This is a genomic window from Halotalea alkalilenta, assembly GCF_001648175.1.
In the GTDB taxonomy this organism is placed as follows: domain Bacteria; phylum Pseudomonadota; class Gammaproteobacteria; order Pseudomonadales; family Halomonadaceae; genus Halotalea; species Halotalea alkalilenta_A.
Map to the genome: position 1 here is coordinate 3,837,954 of NZ_CP015243.1, position 18,802 is coordinate 3,856,755.

Here is an 18,802-nt window from a genome sequence, read left to right on the forward strand (position 1 = left end):
AGCGCGAGCCGCGTGGCATGATGAAGGCGTGCAACGACGCATCACCTTTCGCCGCCCCAGGCCTTCGGGACGACGCTCACTCAAATCCTTCGTGCCACCGCAGAACAAGAGACCTAGAGATGTCCAGCGCCTACGAAAGCTACGGCCTGTCCAGCCGCGTCGCCGAAATACCCGAGAACCAGATCGCCAGGATCGCGGACCTTGCCCGCAACGACCCCGAAGTGATCAAGCTGTGGATCGGCGAGGGCGACCTGCCAACGCCAGGCTTCATCAACCAGGCCGCCGAGCGCGCGCTACAGGATGGCGAAACACGCTATACCTACTCGCAAGGGCTACCGCAGCTGCGGGAAGCGCTTGCCCGCTACCACCAGCGCCATTGGAACGTAGCGGTCGACCCGTCGCGCTTTTGCATCACCGTCGGCGGGATGAACGCGTTGATGCTCAGCCTGCAGATGATCCTCGAGCCCGGCGACGAGGTGATCACCCCGACGCCCGCGTGGCCCAACTCGCTGGAAGCGATCCGCATCCTCGGCGGGGTCAATGTCACGGTGGGCTATGAGTTCGACGCCGGTGGCGGCATGAGCCTGCCGCTCGATAGGCTCTTCGGTGCGGTTACCCCGCGCACCCGGGCGATCTTCATCAACTCCCCTTCCAACCCGACCGGCTGGAAGATGTCGCGCGAGGAGATGTTCCAACTGCGCGACTTCTGCCGCGAGCGCAGGCTGTGGATCATCGCCGACGAGGTCTACGCCCACTTCGTCTACGATGACGCGGGGGTTGCGCCATCGTTTCTCGAAATTTGCACCGCCGACGACCGGCTGATCGTCACCAATACGTTTTCGAAGAACTGGTGCATGACCGGATGGCGCGCCGGCTGGGCGATCGTGCCCGAGGGCCTGGGAGGGCTCTTGTCGAACCTGGGGCAGTACAACACCACCAGCATCCCGACCTTCATCCAGCATGCCTGCGTCACCGCACTCGATCAGGGCGACGACTTCATTCGCTATCAGGTCGAGCGCTGTCGCGCCTCCCGCCAGGTGCTGGTCGAGGGTCTCTCCCGCTTGCCCCATGTCTCGGTGTTCGCGCCCCAGGGCACTTTCTATCTGTTCTTCCGTCTCGACGGCGTGAGCGGGGAAAGCTTCGAGATCGCGCGGCATATCCTCGAGCAAGCCAAGGTAGGCATTGCCCCCGGCAGCGCCTTCGGTAACGGCGGCGAAGGCTACATGCGGATCTGCTTCGCGATCGACCCGGCGCTGGCCCAACAGGCGCTGGAAAGATTGACCCCTTGTCTCATCGCACTGGGCACGCTGTCGAAAAGCGCTTGAACCGCTGACGCAAGCCCTTCGACGCAAGTCCATAACGAAAAAAGCGACGGGCGCATTCGCGCCCGTCGCCTCTCGATGCCTGTTCAGGTGCTATCTATGGTGAGGATCGAGCGCTTCTTTGAGCTTGCCCTTGCCTTTCTTCGCCTCACCCTTCACCTGCTGGGTCTTGCCTTTGGCTTCCAGCTCGCGGTTACCGCTCGCTTTGCCGGCGGCTTCCTTGACCTTGCCAGCCGCTTTATCCGCAGTACCCTTGAGCTTATCGGTCTTGGAACTGGTCATCGCGTATACCTCCAATCCATGGTTGGCGAGCGGCCGGTAATCGCAGGCGCTCTATTGGCCGCTGATCCCGGCACTCTTCGAGCGTAGTCGTGAATCGAACGCTCGGCTGCATGAATTGGTCATGGGTCGGCTCAGCCGAAGCGCGACACCAGGTAGCGATTGATATCGGCGGACTCGTAGAGCCACTCCTGATTGCCTTGCTCATCGGTGATCAAAAGGCATGGCACCTGCGTTTTGCCTCCCCCCTCGGCCAGCGCCTGGCGATGGTGCGGATCCAGCAGGGTGTCGCGCATCTCGATGTCGAGACCGAGTTCGGCGATCTTGTGACGGACCCGGACACAGAAAGGGCAAGTCTCGAAGTGATAGAGCACGAGCCGCTGGGTGGCGAGATCCACTTCGGCTTGGCGTTCGGGGGTGCGTTGCATGGGGCTGGGCCTTCTCAAGCGATCATAGAGGCGCACGCAGGGAGCGAGCATCGCGCGGGCCGTGCGTTTCAGCAGCGACATCGCTGTCTCCTTGGCGTACTCGTCAGTGCCAGCATACGCGCTCCTCCTGGGGGAATGAACGTCGATTCGCGCTAACCGTCGGCTCGCCCGGCCCGCTGTTCGACCTCGGCCGCTCGTGCCAGGCTGCGCCGGAACAGCACCAGCACCAGCGCTACGGCGAGATAGGCGGCAAGCGCTGCGAGCCCATAGATGATCGCATAGCCGAACCCTCCCGCCACCGCCCCGGCCAGCGGCCCGGTCAGGCCAATAGAGAGATCGAGGCATAGCGAGTAGGCGCCGAGCGCCGCGGAGCGGTTGCTCTCCGGCACGTTCTTGACCGCGACCACGCCGAGCGCGGGATAGATCAGCGAGACACCGAAGCCCGCGAGCAACGCACCGCCCAGCGCCCAGCCGGCGGAAGGCGCGAGCCAGAGAAGCACCATGCCCAGACCCTCGGTGGCGCAGCAGGCCACCGCCACCCGATAGCCGCCGAAGCGCTCGATCACCCCCGCCAGCAGCAGCCGGGCGGCGACGAAGGCCAGGCTAAAGGCAGTCAGCCCCCAGGCAGCGTGTTCCCATCCCTGGCTTGCGTAGTAGAGCGTGATGAAGGTGGCGATCACACCGAAGCCGATGTTGCTCAACCCCAGCGCCAGGCCGTAGGGCGCGATGCGGGCGAACACGCTGAGGAAGGAGAGCCGCTTGCCCGGCACCAGCGGCGCGGCCTTGAGCCGGCAGACGAACAGTGCGCCGAGCCCAGTCGCGAGCGTGGTCGCCACACCCAGGCTCCAGTAGCCGAACAGTCCGACCAGCGACATGCCGAGCGGCGCACCGACCGCCATCGATCCATAGGCGGCGATGCCGTTCCATGAGATCACTTTGCCCATTCGCCGTGATCCAGCGATACCGATGGTCCAGCTCAGCGTACCGGTACCGATCAGCCCCTGCGAGAAGCCCAGTACCACACGACCGATCAGCAGCAGCACGATGCTGGCGGCATGGCCCACCAGCAGCATCGAAAGCCACACCAGCATACCGCTCAGCGCACAGCCGACGAGTCCGGCCACAACGCTCTGCTTGGCACCGACCCGATCAGCGATACGCCCGGCCAAAGGGCGGGCACAGAGCGTGGCGAGGAACTGCAGGCTGATCACGATGCCGACCATCACTGCGCCCTGGCCAAGCACCTGGCTGACATAGAGCGGCAGCACCACGAGCGACATGCCGACGCACAAGTAGCAGAGGAAGGTCGCACTGATGATCGAGAGCACCAGCGGCTTGTAGTGGCGAGGTGGAGATTGGGCAGTCATCGACGCGTCGGGCCTTTTATTGTTGGTCATCACCGGGCTTGTCATCCGTGCTCGAATGCCGACTTGGCTCCGGCGAGCCCGCGGTAGCTGATTTTCGCTCCTCGACGGTCACTTCCTCCACGTCGATGATCTTCGAGCGGTTGAGCACGATCTTCCAGCGTTGGATCACTGCCTCCTGGTCGCCCTGTACGCTACGCGCGATCAGGTTGAACTGGTAGCGCTTCTCCACCGCCTGGCGGCTGACCTCGCCATCTTTCAGTACGTAGACGTGGTGGTTGCCCGGCTCCATCAGCTTGGTCAGCACGCCGAGATCCAGCATCAGGGTTTCACGGGTCTGCTCGTAGCCGCTGAGGAAGCGGGTCGGCAGCATCCGCGAGCGGCTGCGATAGTGCAGCACCACCTCCTCGCGCTGGCTGACGCTCGAGCGCCGGGCGTTTCGGATCTCCTCGCTCAGTCGTGCCGGTCGCTTGTAGTCGAACCACTCACGCTGGCTACCGACGACCTGGCCGCTCTCTGGGTCGCGATAGCGACGCCGCCACTTCGGCCGCCCCTTGCGCACCCAGCGCCACAGGGTGTTGCGCAGATCCTCCTTGAACACTTCGCGCATCGCGTAGAGCACCGCCAGGGCGATGAAGAACCAGAAGGTGACGTCGCCGAAGATATGGCGCATCTCGAGGATCAAGATCGAGATCACCATCATCACGAGCCCGGTGACCAGCGCCTTGACCGCGCGCTGCTCGCCGCCGCCGAGCTCCTTGGGCCGGTCCTTGAGCGTCACCGGGAACTCGATCAGCCGGCGCAGCAGGCGCATCTTGTTCGACATCCTCGTCGGGCTCGCCATCGCCCGTTCGGAGTTGTAGCGCTTTTCGAGCCGATAGCCGGCTTCGCGCTCGCAGAGCGCGAGCAGCCGGCGCTCGATTTCCGGATAGTCACCGTCACGGGGAAGCTCGCTGAGCAGCGCCAGCATCTGCTGCTCGGTGAACCAGGAGAGATAGTTGTCGATATTGACGAAGTACTTGGTCAGCCGCCCTTCGTCCGGGGCGTTGCGGCGCAGTCGGCGCAGGATGCTCTCGACCAGCTCCAAGTGGGCGTCGATCCGGGTGAGCCCCGGACCCGATCGCTGGTCATCGTCGCTCCCGCCGCCGTCGAGCAGGTCGCGGGTCGACTGCTCCAACGCCGTAGCGTACTGGTAGGCATAGAGGCTGAGGCTCAGCCGGTAGCGCTCGGCGGGCATGCGACCGCGACCGGCGAGCCGGCTGTGCACCAGCGGAAGCTGGTAGGCGGTGCTGTAGTAGGTGCGCTTGGTGTGGATCGCGTTGTGATAGAAGGTATCTTCGGAAACCAGGTGGGTGGTGAGTCCCAGTTCACCGGGGACGAACAGGTAGAGATCCAGCGAGTGACCCGACGCCTCGCGCAGTACCCGCGTGATGCGTAGATTGAAGCCTTCCTTGCGCTGAACCCTGATCACCCACTCGCTCCTTCGACTAGCGTGCGGACCGCACGTGCGGCCCTTGCTGGCCCCCACTCTACCCCACTGTGCGCGCGCGCTGAATCGCGACCCTCAGCGCGCGACGACCACCCGGGGGTCTGCGAGCACCACCGCGCGTCCAGCGAAGAAGTCGTTGAGGTGGGTGAAGGCGTCGCCGAAGTAGAGCTCGTAACTCTGGCGTTCGACGTAGCCAAGGTGCGGCGTGCAGAGTACCCGCGGGTGGCACAGCCAAGGATGGTCGGGATCGAGAATCGGCTCCCGTTCGAACACATCGAGCGCCGCGCTGCCGGGGCGACCGGCGTCGAGCGCGGCGAGCAGCGCCCCGGGCTCGATCAGCTCGGCGCGGCTGATGTTGAGCAGCAGCGCGCTCGGCTTCATTCGTTTGAGGTCCTCGAAAGTGACCAGATGGCGGGTCGCCTCTACCAGGCGCAGGTTGAGGCTGACCACGTCCGATTCGGCGAACAGCGCCTCGCGCGAGGGCGCTACCTCGAGACCATCGGCCTCGGCGCGCGCGCGCGATGCCTCGCTGCCCCATATCCAGACAACCATTTCGAAGGCGCGGGCGTAACGCGCAAGCCGGGCACCGATCTTGCCGTAGCCCCATATCCCGAGCCGGCTACCGGCCAGCCGCTCGCCCATGTCGACCTGCCACTGCCCCAGGCGCATCGCCACGACCGCATCGACCAACCGACGCCGCGCATTGATCAGCAGCGCCCAAGCGAGCTCCGCCGGCGCGATCGGCGAACCCCGCCCCTCGACCACCGCCACCCCGTGACGCGTACAGGCCTCGAGGTCGAGGTGCGCTGCGACCTTGCCGGTCTGGCTGATCAACTTGAGCCGAGGCAGTCGAGCCAGCAGTGCGTCATCGATCCGGGTGCGCTCGCGGATCAGCACCAGGGCATCGGCCTCGGCGAAGCGTTCGGCGAGTACGTCCCGATCATCGACCGCGTCATGGTAGAGCGTAACCTGGTGCCCCTCGAGGAGCGAAAAGACGTCGAGCGTCTCGACCAGTCTGGCGTAATCGTCAGGAATCACGATGTTCATGGAATATCGTCCTCGGGCGACAGGTGCCGCGGTAGGGAATTGATGCCGATGCGATTCTCCGTACCAGCGTTCCATGCCGGCACCGCCGCGTCCATTGCACGACTGTGTTAAACTGCATCGCTTCGGCCAGCCGGGGGGACCAATGTCCTCGCCCTGGGGTCGACCGCGGCACGGCATTCCCTCTTACTCACTCGCCCTCGAGGCGACGTCACTTCGAAATGCTGGGGAATCGTCCCGCCAACGCCGCAGGCAAAATCTTTCCAATACCTTCGCGCGGGACGCGCGGGGGCGATTCGAGGTTCATTCTCTTTGATGTCTTTCTCTTCTCTCGGCCTTACCCCTGAGCTGCAGCGTGCCGTCGATGACGCGGGCTACACCGAACCGTCGCCGATCCAGGCCAAGGCGATTCCCGCCTGCCTCGAGGGACGCGACGTACTCGCCGCCGCCCAGACCGGCACGGGCAAGACCGCCGGCTTCACTCTGCCGATCCTCCAGCGTCTGTCCGCGCGGGCCTACACCCGCAATCGTCCGGTACGGGCGCTGATCCTCGCACCGACCCGCGAACTCGCGGCACAGGTCCATGAATCGGTCGAGCGGTACGGCCAGTATCTCAATCCCCGGCTGAAGAGCGAGGTGGTCTTTGGTGGGGTCAAGATCAATCCGCAGATCGAGCGCCTGCGCGATGGCGTCGACGTACTCGTCGCCTGTCCCGGCAGGCTGCTCGATCTAGTCGGCCAGCGCGCGGTGCGCCTCGACCAGGTCGAGACCCTGGTGCTCGACGAAGCGGACCGGATGCTCGACATGGGCTTCCTGCGCGACATCAAGCGCGTGCTCGCGCTGCTGCCCGCCAAGCGTCAGAATCTGCTGTTCTCGGCGACCTTCTCCAAGGAGATACGTACGCTGACCCAGAGCATCCTCAACGATCCGGTGACCATCGAGGTGGCACCGCGCAACGCCGCCGCCGAGAGTGTCGCCCAAGCGGTCTACAAGGTGCCGAAACCGGCCAAGTCGGCGCTGTTGATCCACCTGATCAAGCAGCACGAGTGGAAGCAGGTACTGGTCTTCACCGCGACCAAGCACATGGCCAACCGCGTCACCCAGCGGCTCGAGAAGGCCGGCATCAGCGCCGCGGCGATCCACGGTAACAAGAGCCAGAATGCGCGTACCAATGCGCTTGCCGGATTCAAGTCCGGCACCGTAGAGGTACTGGTCGCCACCGACGTGGCAGCCCGTGGGATCGATATTTCCCAGCTGCCCAACGTGATCAACTTCGAACTGCCCAACGTGCCGGCGGACTACGTCCACCGCATCGGCCGCACCGGCCGGGCCGGCGCATCGGGCCAGGCGGTGTCGCTGGTCAGCCCCGACGAGCAGGACCAGCTGCGCCAGATCGAGCGGCTGATCAGCAAACCGATCGAAGTGATCGCGCCGGAAGGCTTCGATCCGAGCAGCGTGGTGGTCGAACGCGAGCCCGAGCGTCCGCCACGCCAGCCGCGCGGCCAGGGCCGCCGTGGCGCGCCGCAGTCAGCGCGCAGCGGCACGGACCAGCGCAATGGAGGCAACGGCAACAGCGGCAACAGCGGCAATGGTGAACGCCGCCGCCGTCGTCCCTCCTCCCAGGCTCAAAACGGCAATCGCTGAACCCAACGGTCGATGAGCCCTTCCCCAAGGCCCTGCACATGCAGGGCCTTTGCATGGGCTCGCCTGCAGAGCATCGATGCATTGTTTACACTTGCCATCGAAAGCCGTCGACAGCCGCCGATCTTCGACCTGGAGCACACCCAGACATGGAAAAGTCCCGACGCCCTCTCGCCGATACCGGCCAGACCGCCCGATCGCCGCTGGAAATTCCCCGAGCCGGCTGGAAGCAGGTGCTGCTGCGCCTCTACTACACCTCGGAGGAAAACCACACGAGCCTGGTCGCCTCGGGGATCGCGTTCTACAGCCTGCTCGGACTGTTCCCCGCGATCGCTGCGCTGATCTCGATCTGGGGGCTGGTTTCGGATCCCGCCCAGGTCGAGCAGCAGTTCGCGCTGCTCAATGAGTTCATTCCCGCGGACGCCGCCAACATGATCACCGCCCAGGCCCGCTCGGTCAGCGCCAGCGCAGGCGCGGGGATGAGCCTGACGGCGATCTTCGGCCTGCTGCTGACGCTCTACAGCGCCTCGAAAGGAGTGAAGACCTTCATGGAGGGGCTCAACATCATCTATGGGGAGAAAGAGGACCGCAGCATCATCAAACGCACGCTGCTCAACCTGGGCCTCACTTTGGGGATGATCCTGATGGTGATCGTCACCCTGTTCTGCGTCGCGGTCCTGCCGATCCTGTTCAGCTTCCTACCCTTCGCGGGGTTCTTCGCCTACGCGCTCTACTACGTACGCTGGCTGCTGCTGCTCGGTATGATCACCCTGGCGATCGCCGTGCTCTACCGCTTCGCGCCGAATCGCAAAGCGGCGCGCTGGGAGTGGCTATCCATCGGCACCATCGTCGCCACCGTGCTGTGGATCGCCGCCTCGATCGGCTTTTCCATCTACGTCAGCAACTTCGGCAGCTACAACGAGACCTACGGCTCGATCGGCGCGGTGATCGTGGTATTGATGTGGTTCTGGCTCTCGGCCTACATCGTGCTGCTCGGTGCCGGGCTCAACTGCGAGCTGGAGCGCCAGACCAGCCGGGACAGCACGGTAGGCCCCGCCAAACCGCTCGGCCGACGCGGCGCCTACGCCGCCGACTCCGTGGCGGGCGATGAATCCCAACCGTCCTAGGCAAAGTACGTTCTGCCGCCGCTCGGCGAGGCCTGAAACGAAAGAAGCCCGCCGCCCTCTCGGGGCGGCGGGCTTCTACTTTCCATCGATCGGAATCAGAGTTCGACGCAGTCGAACCTGACATCGGGGTCGACGTCGGCATCGTAATCGACGTCGCTACGCTCGAAGCCGAACAGCTTGAGAAACTCGTGCTTGTAACCTGCATAATCGGTGATCTGGAACAGGTTCTCGCTGGTCACCTGCGGCCACAGCGCCTTGCAGGCGTCCTGGACGTCGTCGCGCAGCTCCCAGTCGTCGAGGCGCAGACGCTGCTCATCGTCGGTCTCGGGTCTGGCTCCGTCCTCGCGGTAGAGCCGCTCGCGGAACAGGCGATTGAGCTGGTCGATGGTGCCCTCGTGCAGCCCTTTCTCCTTCATGATCTTGTAGACCATCGAGATGTAGAGCGGCATCACAGGGATCGCTGCGCTCGCCTGGGTGACCACCGACTTGAGCACCGCGACGTTGGCGCCGCCATTGATCTTCGCCAGGCGGGAATCGAGGCGCCGGGCAGTGGCGTCCAGGTCGGCCTTGGCCTTGCCAAGCGCCCCGTGCCAGTAGATCGGCCAGGTGATCTCGGTGCCGATGTAGCTGAACGCAACGGTGCGAGCGCCGGGCGCGAGCACGTCGGCCCGCTCGAGCGCGTCGATCCAAAGCTCCCAGTCCTGGCCGCCCATCACCGTGATGGTGTCCTCGATCTCCTGCTCGGTGGCGGGCTCGACCGAGGCCTCGATGATGACGTCCTTGTTGGTGTCGATCGCGGTCGCGGTGTAGGTCTCACCGATCGGCTTCAATGCGGAGCGCTTGAGCTCTCCGCTGTCCGGGAGTTTGCGCACCGGCGAGGCGAGCGAGTAGATCACCAGGTCGACCTGGCCGCCCATCTCGTTTTTGATCAGTTCGATGGACTTGTCGCGCGCCTCGTTCGAGAACGCATCGCCATTGATCGACTTGCTGTAGAGCCCCTTTTGCTTGGCGAACTTGTCGAATGCCGCGGCGTTGTACCAACCCGCGGTCCCAGGCTTCTTCTCGCTGCCTGGTTTTTCGAAGAACACACCAAGGGTGTCCGCGCCGTAACCGAACGCCGCGGTGACCCGCGCGGCCAAGCCATAACCGCTGGAGGCACCGATCACCAGCACTTTCTTCGGCCCATCGCTTTGCACGCCACGCTTGGTGGTCGCCTCGATCTGCTCGAGCACGTTGCGCTCACAACCGACCGGATGCGTGGTGGTGCAGATAAAGCCGCGAACCTTGGGGTGGATGATCAACTCAAGTACCTCATCGATGAATGGTATCCGCGGCATTCTAGCGGCTGGCGGATACGATGAAAAATCGATCTGACCAAAAGCGGCTGGCGCTTTGGTCGGACCGGCAACCGGCGAAAAATCGAGTGTCGACGATCAGCGCGGCGGCGCGTCGTCATCGCCCTCCTCGGCACCCTCAAGCTCGTTGCCGAGCACGTCCTCGCTTTGTCCCGCCTTGGCACGAGTGAGTGCGCGAGGCGTCTGCCCGGGCGCCGGCGCGGTGCCTTCGGCGAGGCGCTCGGCCTCGGCCTCGGTGACCCGCAGCGGAGGCGCATTGCCATTCTTGTCCTGGCCGAAGTGGACCACGGTCTGGGGATAGGGAATCTCGATGTTGGCGGCATTGAAATGCTTCTTGACCAGCCGGTTGAAACCGCGCTGAACCGCCCACTGCATGCCAGGGGAAGTCTTGATCAGGATCCTGATTCTCACCCCTCGCTCATCGATCGCCACTACCCCGGGAATGGTCATCTCCTCGAGGATCGAAGGTGCCAGCACCGGATCCTGCTGGAGCTCCTCGAAGGCGTGCTCGAGATGGCGGATCGCATCGTCGACGCTCTCCCGGTGGGAGATGGTGTACTCACCCATATGATAGGAGAAGTCGCGCATATGGTTGGTCACGGTATCCACCGAGGAGAACGGAATCAGGTGATAGCCGCCATCCAGAGTGCGAATCCCCACCGAACGGATGGTCAGTCGCTCCACCGTGCCGAATACGCCACCGGCCTCGACCACATCGTTTTGGTTCATGCCGTTTTCGAGCTGGATGAACACACCGGTGATGATGTCCTGGACCAGCTTCTGCGCACCGAAGCCGATGGCGAGACCGACCACCCCCGCACCCGCGATCAGCGGCGCGATGTTGATCCCGATCTGCGACAGCACGATCAGCAGCGTCATGGTCACGATGACGATCAGCATCGCGTTGCGAAACAGCGCCAACAGGGTCTGTTCGCGCGCACTCGGCGCCTTGCCACCGACGCCGCTCAGGCGATGCTCGATGACGCTTGCGAGCACCGTCCACACCAGGGCGGCGAAGAACAGGATCAGGGCGACGTGCAAGACCACTGCGATCGCATCGCCCCCCGCTGGCGAGGCGAGCCATGCGGAAAGATCGAAAACATGCCAAGCGTCCAGCACCGCCAGCACCACGAACAGCGTGAGCAGCATGCGGATCGCCCTGAGCGCGGCCGGCACGTAGGAGTTGAGCCGCATCTCGAGCTTGGGCAGGCGGGCGCGCAGTTCGTCGGAGAGCAGGATCCGCTTGGACAATGCAGAGGTCAGCAGCGCCGAGACCAGCAGTCCCAACCCGACCGCGAGCAGCGTCTGCAGCGTGGCGCGCGCCATGAATGGCAGCGCCTCGGCCGGCGACAGCTGGCTGATCACCAGCAGCACGACGAAATAGAGGATCGCGAACAGGTGCCAAGTGCGCGCCAGCATCCGCTCCAGGGTAGCGACCGGAGCAAGCTTTACGGTAGCGGCGTGCTGCTTGAGCCGATCGCCGATCACCGCGCGATTCTTGAGGATCACGGCCACCGCATAGATGAACACGCCGACCATAATCAGCAGGTTGAGCGTCTGTCCCACCGCCGGGGAGAAGATCGCTCTCGCCAGCGGTACCACCACCAGCAGCCCATAGCCGGAGACCCCGATCAGCCGGGCCATCCAGCGGTTCCAGTAGCGTGCCACCTGGTCGTCCATCGGGAACAGGCGCAGGTTCGGATAACGGGTGGCGAAAATCATCCGTACCAGCGCCTTGCTGATCTCGACCACCACGAAGGCATTGATGAACAGCGACTCCATCCGCCCGATGTCGCCGTTCAGCCCGACCCCGAACAGTCCGACCGAATAGCCCACCGCACCGGCGAGCATTACCACCAGGATATCTATCCCTAACGAACCGAACACCGCGGCCAGCCGGCCGAGCAGGGTCGATGCACTCATCACCCGGCGCTTTCGTCCCGTCTCAGCCTCGCGGCTCTCATCGATCACGGTGACGTGGGGACGGTCGGCGATCCATCGATCGATTCGCCGGTAGAGCAGTGCGGCCAGCCCGCGCAGCACGAAGAAAGCAGCGAAGATCGCAACGACCACCACCACCAGCCCGGTCAGCAGTTCGATCCACCGTTCGACGCTGACGCCGGAGATTCCCTGGCCGCTGCCCAACTCGCGCAAAGTGCGTATCGCCTCGCCGAAGTCGGCCGCAAGGCCCTGGGCGAAGCGCTGAGTGGCATCCGCGATCTGACCACCGACCGACTGCGACTCGTCGAGCCCATCGAGCGGCGTCTGGTCGTCGGCGGCCTCCTCCTGCGCCCCTTGCTGCCCCCCTTCCGGCGCGGCCAGCGAGCGCAGCTGTTGAATCAACTGGTCACGGGTCTGCGGGTTTTCGAGCAGATCGGCGAGCGCCGAGTAGGACGCCTGGGACTGCTCGGATCCCTGCTGCTGTTGCTGGGCTTGGACCGACCCCGAGGCCAGGAAGAACAGCATCCAAATCAATACATAGGCCACACCGATCAGCCTGTTGGCTGACCGTCCCGCCTCGCTTGCGTGACTCGTTCTTGCTCCGCTCACCGCGTGCTCCTTGCTGGTTTCATCGACCGTCCTGTCTACCCGCGCCGTCAACCCGCCCCATCGACCCCTCCCATCGACCAAAGGGACGCCAGACGGGCTCCCCGGCTCAGGCACCGGGGGCCGCTGGGCGCCCAAAGTAGAGAAAAACCGGCTATGGTTCAAAAAAACCGTGCTTAAAGCGATGCAGGAGGGACTTCGAGGGCACGCTCGATATCACGGCTGAGCAGGTTCGGTTTGCTGCTGGGCGCGTAGCGTTTGATCACCCGGCCATCCCGCCCGACCAGGAACTTGGTGAAGTTCCATTTGAGCGCGCGGGTGCCCAGCAACCCCGGTGCGGCGTTTCGCAACTCGACGAACAGGGGATGGGCGTGCCGGCCGTTGACGTTGACCTTTTCCAGCAGCGGAAAGCTCAGATTGAAGCGAGCGCAAGCCTCGGCGAAGGCTTCCCCTTCCTCTGGCGCCTGGTGGCCGAACTGGTCGCACGGGAAGCCAAGCACGACGAAGCCCTGGTCACGATAGCCAGAGTAGAGCCGCTCGAGGCTGCGCAGCTGGGGGGTGAAACCGCAGCGACTGGCGACATTGACCACCAGCAGCACTTGACCACGTAGCGCATGCAGATTGAAAGGTTCGCCGCCGAGGGTACGGCAAGGATGGTCGTAGATGGCCATTGCATCGCTCCCGATCGATCACATCGTGCACCGCCACTCCGCGCACGGGCCTGAACCTCACCATAGTACAGGATGAATACGCTCAAGAAGCGTCCCCGCAGTCGAAGCCAGACAAATGATTATTGAAACCTTCGATGAGAATAACGTAACGTTATCGTCGCATAGACGATCACCTGTCTTAGGAGACCGCTCGTGAATAACAAGAGCACCGCTCTACAGCGCACGCACGTCCAACGCCGCCTCGCCATCGCCGCCCTCGGCATGGTGGCCGGCATCACCGCGAGTCTTCCCGCCTGGGCGGTGAGCCTTGAAGAGGTACGAGACCGCGGCACCCTGCGCGTGGCGATCGCCAATGAGATTCCCTACGGCTTCACCAACATGAGTGGAGACGCAGAAGGGGCTGGCCCGAAGACCGTCGAGCACATCGCCGAAGCGCTCGGCATCGATGACATCGAATGGGTCACCACCAGCTTCAGCTCGCTGATTCCCGGCCTTCAGGCCGGCCGTTTCGACGTCGTCGCCGCGGAAATGGCGGTAATGCCTGACCGCTGTGCCCAGGCGATCTACTCCGAACCCAACACCTCCTACGGTGAGGGCCTGCTGGTCCAGGCCGGCAATCCCAAGGGCATCCATGGCTATCAGGATTTCGCTGAGCGCGACGACATCAGGGTCGCGATCATGGCCGGGGCCAACCAGCTCGAAATGCTGCAGCAGCTCGGTGTGCCGGAGTCGCAAATGGTGACGATCAACAACAACGCCGATGCGATCTCGACGATCAGCACCGGCCGCGCTGACGCCTACGCCGCCACCGGCACCACCATCGGCGAGCTGGCGGGACGCAGCAATGCGGTGGAGTCCGCACCGGACTTCGTCGATCCGGTGATCGACGGGGAGGAAGTGCGCAGCTGGGGGGCATTCACCTTCGCCAATGACTCCGAGAGCCTGCGCGACGCCTTCAACCAGCAGCTTGCCGAGTACAAGCAGAGCGACGAATGGCGCGAGATGATCGCCGGCTATGGCTTCACGCCGGAAGACATCGACGCATCGTTCGAGCGCACCACCGAAGAGCTCTGCTCGAACTGATTGAGCAGCCCATGCGCGTCACGCCTTTAGCGTGACGCGCAGCTCCCGTACGACCTCGCCTCCCGCCGGAGATTCTCCACATGGAATGGATTAGCTATCTCGGGCCGCTGTGGCAAGGCGCCTGGGTGACCATCCAGCTGACTCTCTACTCGACCGTACTAGGCGCACTGCTATCGTTCGCGGCGGGGATCGGCAAGCGCTCCTCGATCTGGCCACTGCGCATACTGAGCGCGGTCTACGTCGAGGTATTCCGCGGAACCTCGCTGCTGGTCCAGCTGTTCTGGCTCTACTTCGCCCTACCGCTGGCCGGCAATGCGATCGGCATTGACCTGCGCCTCGACCCGGTCGTCGCCGGGGTCCTGGCGCTCGGTCTCAACATCGGTGCCTACGGTGCCGAGGTGGTGCGCGGCGGGCTCAAGTCGGTCTCGCAGCAGCAGCTGGAGGCCGCGCAAGCGCTCAACTTCACTCCCCGCCAGACGCTCTGGCGCATCTCGCTGCCCCAGGCGATTCCCGAAATGCTGCCGGCGTTCGGCAACCTCGCGGTGCAGAATCTCAAGGATACCGCGCTGGTCTCGCTGATCAGCCTCGGCGATCTCGCCTTCCGCGCCGAGCAGGTGCGCAACTTCACCCAGGACAGCGCCACCGTGTACACCCTGGTACTGCTGATGTACTTCGGTATGGCACTGGTGCTCGCCGGAATGATCAAGCTGCTCGAGATGAGCGTCGGCCGCTGGCGGACGGTGAGCCGATGAACCACGACGCTTTCCACCATGCCCCGCGCCTCCAGGAGGGTAGCTGAATGCTGTTCGGAATCGCATGGGATGCCAGCAGCTCCTGGTCGCTGGCGGTCTCGATCCTGCCGATCCTGCTCAAGGGTCTTTGGGTGACGCTGCAAGCCACGGTGGTGGGCTTTCTGCTCGCGATGGCGTTCGGCCTGGTGCTCGCGGGACTGAAGAGCGTGCCGCTCAAGATCGTGCGCTGGCCCGCCAAGCTGATCAGCGAGTTCCTGCGGGATACGCCGCTGCTGGTGCAACTGTTCTTCCTCTACTACGTGCTGCCCGACTACGGGCTGCTGCTGCCCGCCTTCATGACCGGCGCACTGGCGCTGGGGCTTCAGTACAGCGCCTATATGTCGGAGGTCTATCGCGGCGGGCTGGAAGCGGTCGGCGGCGGGCAGCGTGAAGCCGCTCGAGCGCTCAACCTGACGCCTGTGCGCACTTTCACCCATATCGTGCTGCCCCAAGCGGTGCCGCGGATCATTCCCGCTTCCGGCAACTACCTGGTCTCGATCATGAAAGACGTACCGGTACTCTCGGTGGTCACCGTGCTCGAGCTGTTCGGCGTCGCGCGGATCATCGGCGATCGCACCTTCAACTACCTGGTACCGCTCTCCATGGTGGGCGCGCTCTACCTGATCCTGACCATACTCGCCGCTTGGGCGGTGCGTATCCTCGACCAGCGGCTACCGAAGCACGGCATCGCGCTGCGCTGATTCGATCACTCGGACGAGATATACGAGGATGAGCTCCCAGACTCCTGCATCACCCGACCAAACTTCCGCTCGCCCGCTGGTACGCTTCTCCAAGGTGACCAAGCGCTATGGCGAGCACACCGTGCTCGATGATCTCGATCTAGACGTCGCCGCTGGAGAAAAGGTCACCATCATCGGTCCCTCCGGCTCCGGCAAGTCGACCGTGCTGAGGATCTTGATGACGCTCGAGACATTGAGCGATGGACTGATCGAAATCGACGGCGAACCGCTCTGGCACGAGCGCCGCACTGATCAGCTGAGGCCCGCAAGCGAAGCGCACCTGCGCAAGATGCGCGGCCAGCTCGGCATGGTGTTCCAGCAGTTCAATCTGTTCCCGCACATGAGCGTGCAGCGCAATCTCACCGAAGCCCCCCGGCAGGTGCTCGGACTCTCCCGCAAGGAAGCGCAGAGCCGTGCCACCGAACTGCTCGAGCGAGTGGGGCTTGCCGATCACGCTAACAAGTATCCCGGCCAGCTCTCCGGCGGCCAGCAGCAGCGCGTCGGCATCGCGCGGGCCTTGATGATGCGCCCGCGGATCATGCTGTTCGACGAACCGACCTCGGCGCTGGACCCCGAGCTTGTCGGCGAAGTGCTCCATGTGATCCGCACGCTCGCCGACGAGCACGATCTCACCGTGCTGATGGTCACCCACGAGATGAGCTTCGCCCGGCGCTTCTCCGACCGGGTGTGCTTCTTCGACAAGGGGCGGATTCATGAGCAAGGCACGCCGGAGCAGATATTCACCGACCCGCGCGAAGCGCGCACGCGAGAGTTTCTGCGCGCAGTGCTCGAACCCGACGGATGAGATGAGCGCGGTGCACGCTTCGCGGTAAGCTCCCGCTCTCACGCGCTTGCTGGAATCCTGCGATGAACCTGCGCCAGATCGAGATCTTCCACGCCATCCTGCAAAGCGGCAGCATCAGCGCCGCGGCGCGGGCGCTCAACGTCTCCCAGCCCAACGTCACCCGAGTGCTCGCCCATGCCGAACAGCAGCTCGGTTTCCTGCTGTTCGAACGCCATGCCCAGGGGCTGTCACCCACGCCCGAGGCGCTTCGCCTGATGCCGGAGATCGAGCAGCTGATGCGCCAGCGCGCCGGCATCGACACGCTGATCGGCAGGCTCAAGTGCGGTGAGGCGCAGCACCTACGTATCGGTGCCGCCCATGCGCTCGGCCAGGCCGTGCTGCCGCAGACGCTGATCGAGGCGCACAGGAGGCTGCCCCAGCTCTCGATCGAACTGGTCACCAGCCACTGGGACACCCTCTGCGAAGACCTGCTGCGCCAGCGCATGGACCTTGCGCTGGCATTCGGTCAACGTCCACCGGAAGGCATCGACTGCGAAGTGCTGGGCAAGCGCGCGCTGATGGCGCTGTTCCCGCCCGGTATCATCCCGCCCGAGCGAATCGGCCTCGACCAGCTGGGCGAAGCGCCGCTATTGATGCAACGCCAGGATCCGCTGGGCGAGCGGCTGCACGCGGCAATCGATGCAGCCGGGCTAGAGCTGCGCTCCCCCTGGCTGATCAAGACCTATGCGGTGATCGCCGAGATGGTCGCCGCGGGCGCGGGTATCGGGGTGGTCGACGCCTTCACCGCCGAGCACTATCGAGACCGCCTGGGCGCTGCGGTGCTGAGTCCGGAGATCGAAGCCGAGGTCGTGCTGGTCACGCCGAGCCGGCGCAGCCTGTCGCTGCCAGCTCTGCGCTTCTGCGAGCTGCTGCGCGCCCAGCTGGGTGGCTGAGCCGCCCGGCGCTGCGCGTTCACCGATGAGGCCCACGGCCTGCCGACTCCACCCATAACCCAAGGCTATGGAGGTGGCGCGAATCAGCATTCGACCTCGCTGCGGGGAGCCGGAATACTGACGCCATTGCAGCCGTCCGGCTGTCCGCACACGCTCTTCTGGAGTATCGAGATGCAGATTCCCAAGCCCTACCTGCTGTTCCTCGGCGATGTCCGCGATGCACTGGCGGTCAAGATGGCCCGCGGTATCCTCACCTGGCGCCCCGAGGCCTGTGTCGGCCAGCTGCGCCTCGACGACCAGACCCCTTCGCTCGGTATCGACGACCTGCCCCTCGAGGCCGGCCGCGAGCGCGGCGCGCAAACCCTGGTGGTCGGCACCGCCAATGCCGGCGGCAAGCTGCCCGAGCACTGGGTCGATACCCTCGAGCAGGCGATCGAGCTCGGCTACAACGTCGCCAGCGGCATGCACCAGCGCCTCGCCGCCATTCCCCGGCTGGCGGACGCCGCCAAGCGCCAGGGCGTCAAGCTCTTCGACATCCGCCACGACGCGCCCGCGCTCGAGGTCGGCAACGGCAAGCGCCGAAGCGGCCGCCGGGTACTCAGCGTCGGGCTCGACTGCGCGGTGGGCAAGATGTTCAGCGCACTGGCACTCGAGGCCGAGCTCAAGTCGCGCGGCGAGAAAGCGGATTTTCGCGCCACCGGCCAGAGCGGCATCCTGATCCAGGGCGAGGGCATCGCGGTCGACGCGGTGGTCGCCGACTTCATCTCAGGCGCCGCCGAGTACATCTCTCCAGCCAACGATGCCGATCACTGGGACCTGGTCGAGGGGCAGGGCTCGCTGTTCCACCCGAGCTACGCCGGTGTCAGCCTCGGCCTGCTCCATGGCGCCCAGCCCGACTTCCTGGTCATGTGCCATGAGCTCGGTCGGCCGCATGTGCGCCATTTGCCGCACATCCAGCTGCCGAGCTACGCCGCCTGCGTCGAGCGCAACCTCGCCAACGCCCGCACCACCAATCCCGACGTCGTCCTCGCCGGTTTCTCGATCAACACATCGAACGTCGACGAAGCGCAGGCGCGCGCCCACCTAGCCGAGATCGAGGCCGAGTTCGGCGTGCCCGCCACCGACCCCGTGCGCTTCGGCGTGGGCCCGCTGATCGACCACCTGATCGAGCGGACCCGCTAAAG

17 protein-coding genes are annotated in these 18,802 nt (G+C 64.6%); 9 read left to right on the forward strand and 8 right to left on the reverse strand.

What is annotated here, in order from left to right:
- Nucleotides 1-119 precede the first annotated feature (119 nt).
- Complete coding sequence (locus tag A5892_RS17190; protein ID WP_064123832.1) at nt 120-1,325, forward strand: pyridoxal phosphate-dependent aminotransferase; 1,206 nt, start codon at nt 120-122, stop codon at nt 1,323-1,325.
- Between the two features lie 90 nt (nt 1,326-1,415).
- Here A5892_RS17190 and A5892_RS17195 read toward each other — a convergent pair whose 3' ends face one another.
- From A5892_RS17195 to A5892_RS17215, 5 genes are all read right to left on the reverse strand, one after another.
- On the reverse strand, nt 1,416-1,604 hold the full coding sequence (locus tag A5892_RS17195; protein WP_027350052.1) for a CsbD family protein: 189 nt from the start codon (nt 1,602-1,604) through the stop codon (nt 1,416-1,418).
- A gap of 131 nt (nt 1,605-1,735) precedes the next feature.
- Nucleotides 1,736-2,110 (reverse strand): glutaredoxin family protein, encoded by a 375-nt coding sequence (locus tag A5892_RS17200; RefSeq protein ID WP_064123833.1) that lies wholly within the window; start codon nt 2,108-2,110, stop codon nt 1,736-1,738.
- 71 nt (nt 2,111-2,181) lie between these two features.
- A complete protein-coding gene (locus A5892_RS17205; RefSeq protein ID WP_223302719.1) occupies nt 2,182-3,396 on the reverse strand; it encodes an MFS transporter in 1,215 nt (404 codons plus the stop codon).
- A gap of 16 nt (nt 3,397-3,412) precedes the next feature.
- Complete coding sequence (locus A5892_RS17210; RefSeq protein ID WP_064123834.1) at nt 3,413-4,864, reverse strand: hypothetical protein; 1,452 nt, start codon at nt 4,862-4,864, stop codon at nt 3,413-3,415.
- A gap of 93 nt (nt 4,865-4,957) precedes the next feature.
- Nucleotides 4,958-5,929 (reverse strand): D-2-hydroxyacid dehydrogenase family protein, encoded by a 972-nt coding sequence (locus A5892_RS17215; protein WP_064123835.1) that lies wholly within the window; start codon nt 5,927-5,929, stop codon nt 4,958-4,960.
- Between the two features lie 312 nt (nt 5,930-6,241).
- Between A5892_RS17215 and A5892_RS17220 the strand changes: the two genes are divergently transcribed.
- Both A5892_RS17220 and A5892_RS17225 read left to right on the forward strand, forming a co-directional pair.
- Complete coding sequence (locus A5892_RS17220) at nt 6,242-7,570, forward strand: DEAD/DEAH box helicase (protein ID WP_064123836.1); 1,329 nt, start codon at nt 6,242-6,244, stop codon at nt 7,568-7,570.
- Nucleotides 7,571-7,716: 146 nt separating this feature from the next.
- The gene (locus A5892_RS17225; protein WP_064123837.1) at nt 7,717-8,694 is read left to right on the forward strand and encodes a YihY/virulence factor BrkB family protein; all 978 of its coding nucleotides are present in this window, start codon (nt 7,717-7,719) and stop codon (nt 8,692-8,694) included.
- A 95-nt stretch (nt 8,695-8,789) separates the two neighbouring features.
- Here the strand turns inward: A5892_RS17225 and fabV are convergent, their stop codons facing one another.
- The 3 genes from fabV to A5892_RS17240 form a co-directional block, all read right to left on the reverse strand.
- A complete protein-coding gene (gene fabV, locus A5892_RS17230) occupies nt 8,790-9,995 on the reverse strand; it encodes an enoyl-ACP reductase FabV (RefSeq protein ID WP_064124586.1) in 1,206 nt (401 codons plus the stop codon).
- Nucleotides 9,996-10,127: 132 nt separating this feature from the next.
- Nucleotides 10,128-12,599, reverse strand: coding sequence for a mechanosensitive ion channel domain-containing protein (locus A5892_RS17235; protein ID WP_223302720.1), 2,472 nt, complete (start codon nt 12,597-12,599; stop codon nt 10,128-10,130).
- A 173-nt stretch (nt 12,600-12,772) separates the two neighbouring features.
- Complete coding sequence (locus A5892_RS17240) at nt 12,773-13,267, reverse strand: glutathione peroxidase (protein WP_064123839.1); 495 nt, start codon at nt 13,265-13,267, stop codon at nt 12,773-12,775.
- Between the two features lie 192 nt (nt 13,268-13,459).
- Between A5892_RS17240 and ehuB the strand changes: the two genes are divergently transcribed.
- The 6 genes from ehuB to dgcN all read left to right on the forward strand — a co-directional run bounded on the left by ehuB (nt 13,460) and on the right by dgcN (nt 18,800).
- Nucleotides 13,460-14,350, forward strand: a complete 891-nt coding sequence (gene ehuB, locus A5892_RS17245) for an ectoine/hydroxyectoine ABC transporter substrate-binding protein EhuB (RefSeq protein WP_223302721.1) — start codon at nt 13,460-13,462, stop codon at nt 14,348-14,350.
- 80 nt (nt 14,351-14,430) lie between these two features.
- Nucleotides 14,431-15,102: an ectoine/hydroxyectoine ABC transporter permease subunit EhuC gene (ehuC, locus tag A5892_RS17250; RefSeq protein ID WP_027349688.1), complete on the forward strand. Its 672-nt coding sequence runs from the start codon at nt 14,431-14,433 to the stop codon at nt 15,100-15,102.
- A 47-nt stretch (nt 15,103-15,149) separates the two neighbouring features.
- Nucleotides 15,150-15,842, forward strand: a complete 693-nt coding sequence (gene ehuD, locus A5892_RS17255) for an ectoine/hydroxyectoine ABC transporter permease subunit EhuD (RefSeq protein ID WP_064123840.1) — start codon at nt 15,150-15,152, stop codon at nt 15,840-15,842.
- 28 nt (nt 15,843-15,870) lie between these two features.
- Nucleotides 15,871-16,686 carry an ectoine/hydroxyectoine ABC transporter ATP-binding protein EhuA gene (gene ehuA, locus A5892_RS17260; protein WP_064123841.1) on the forward strand — a complete coding sequence of 272 codons (816 nt, stop codon included), beginning with the start codon at nt 15,871-15,873 and terminating at the stop codon, nt 16,684-16,686.
- Between the two features lie 62 nt (nt 16,687-16,748).
- Nucleotides 16,749-17,618: a LysR family transcriptional regulator gene (locus A5892_RS17265; protein ID WP_064123842.1), complete on the forward strand. Its 870-nt coding sequence runs from the start codon at nt 16,749-16,751 to the stop codon at nt 17,616-17,618.
- A gap of 171 nt (nt 17,619-17,789) precedes the next feature.
- The gene (dgcN, locus tag A5892_RS17270) at nt 17,790-18,800 is read left to right on the forward strand and encodes an N-acetyltransferase DgcN (RefSeq protein WP_064123843.1); all 1,011 of its coding nucleotides are present in this window, start codon (nt 17,790-17,792) and stop codon (nt 18,798-18,800) included.
- The last annotated feature ends 2 nt before the right edge of the window (nt 18,801-18,802 follow it).

Coding starts and splice junctions, on each gene's coding strand:
- A5892_RS17190 (WP_064123832.1), top strand. CDS start 120: ATGTCCAGCGCCTACGAAAGCTACGGCCTGTCCAGCCGCGTCGCCGAA.
- A5892_RS17195 (WP_027350052.1), bottom strand. CDS start 1,604: ATGACCAGTTCCAAGACCGATAAGCTCAAGGGTACTGCGGATAAAGCG.
- A5892_RS17200 (WP_064123833.1), bottom strand. CDS start 2,110: ATGTCGCTGCTGAAACGCACGGCCCGCGCGATGCTCGCTCCCTGCGTG.
- A5892_RS17205 (WP_223302719.1), bottom strand. CDS start 3,396: ATGACTGCCCAATCTCCACCTCGCCACTACAAGCCGCTGGTGCTCTCG.
- A5892_RS17215 (WP_064123835.1), bottom strand. CDS start 5,929: ATGAACATCGTGATTCCTGACGATTACGCCAGACTGGTCGAGACGCTC.
- A5892_RS17220 (WP_064123836.1), top strand. CDS start 6,242: ATGTCTTTCTCTTCTCTCGGCCTTACCCCTGAGCTGCAGCGTGCCGTC.
- A5892_RS17225 (WP_064123837.1), top strand. CDS start 7,717: ATGGAAAAGTCCCGACGCCCTCTCGCCGATACCGGCCAGACCGCCCGA.
- A5892_RS17240 (WP_064123839.1), bottom strand. CDS start 13,267: ATGGCCATCTACGACCATCCTTGCCGTACCCTCGGCGGCGAACCTTTC.
- ehuC (WP_027349688.1), top strand. CDS start 14,431: ATGGAATGGATTAGCTATCTCGGGCCGCTGTGGCAAGGCGCCTGGGTG.
- ehuD (WP_064123840.1), top strand. CDS start 15,150: ATGCTGTTCGGAATCGCATGGGATGCCAGCAGCTCCTGGTCGCTGGCG.
- ehuA (WP_064123841.1), top strand. CDS start 15,871: ATGAGCTCCCAGACTCCTGCATCACCCGACCAAACTTCCGCTCGCCCG.
- A5892_RS17265 (WP_064123842.1), top strand. CDS start 16,749: ATGAACCTGCGCCAGATCGAGATCTTCCACGCCATCCTGCAAAGCGGC.
- dgcN (WP_064123843.1), top strand. CDS start 17,790: ATGCAGATTCCCAAGCCCTACCTGCTGTTCCTCGGCGATGTCCGCGAT.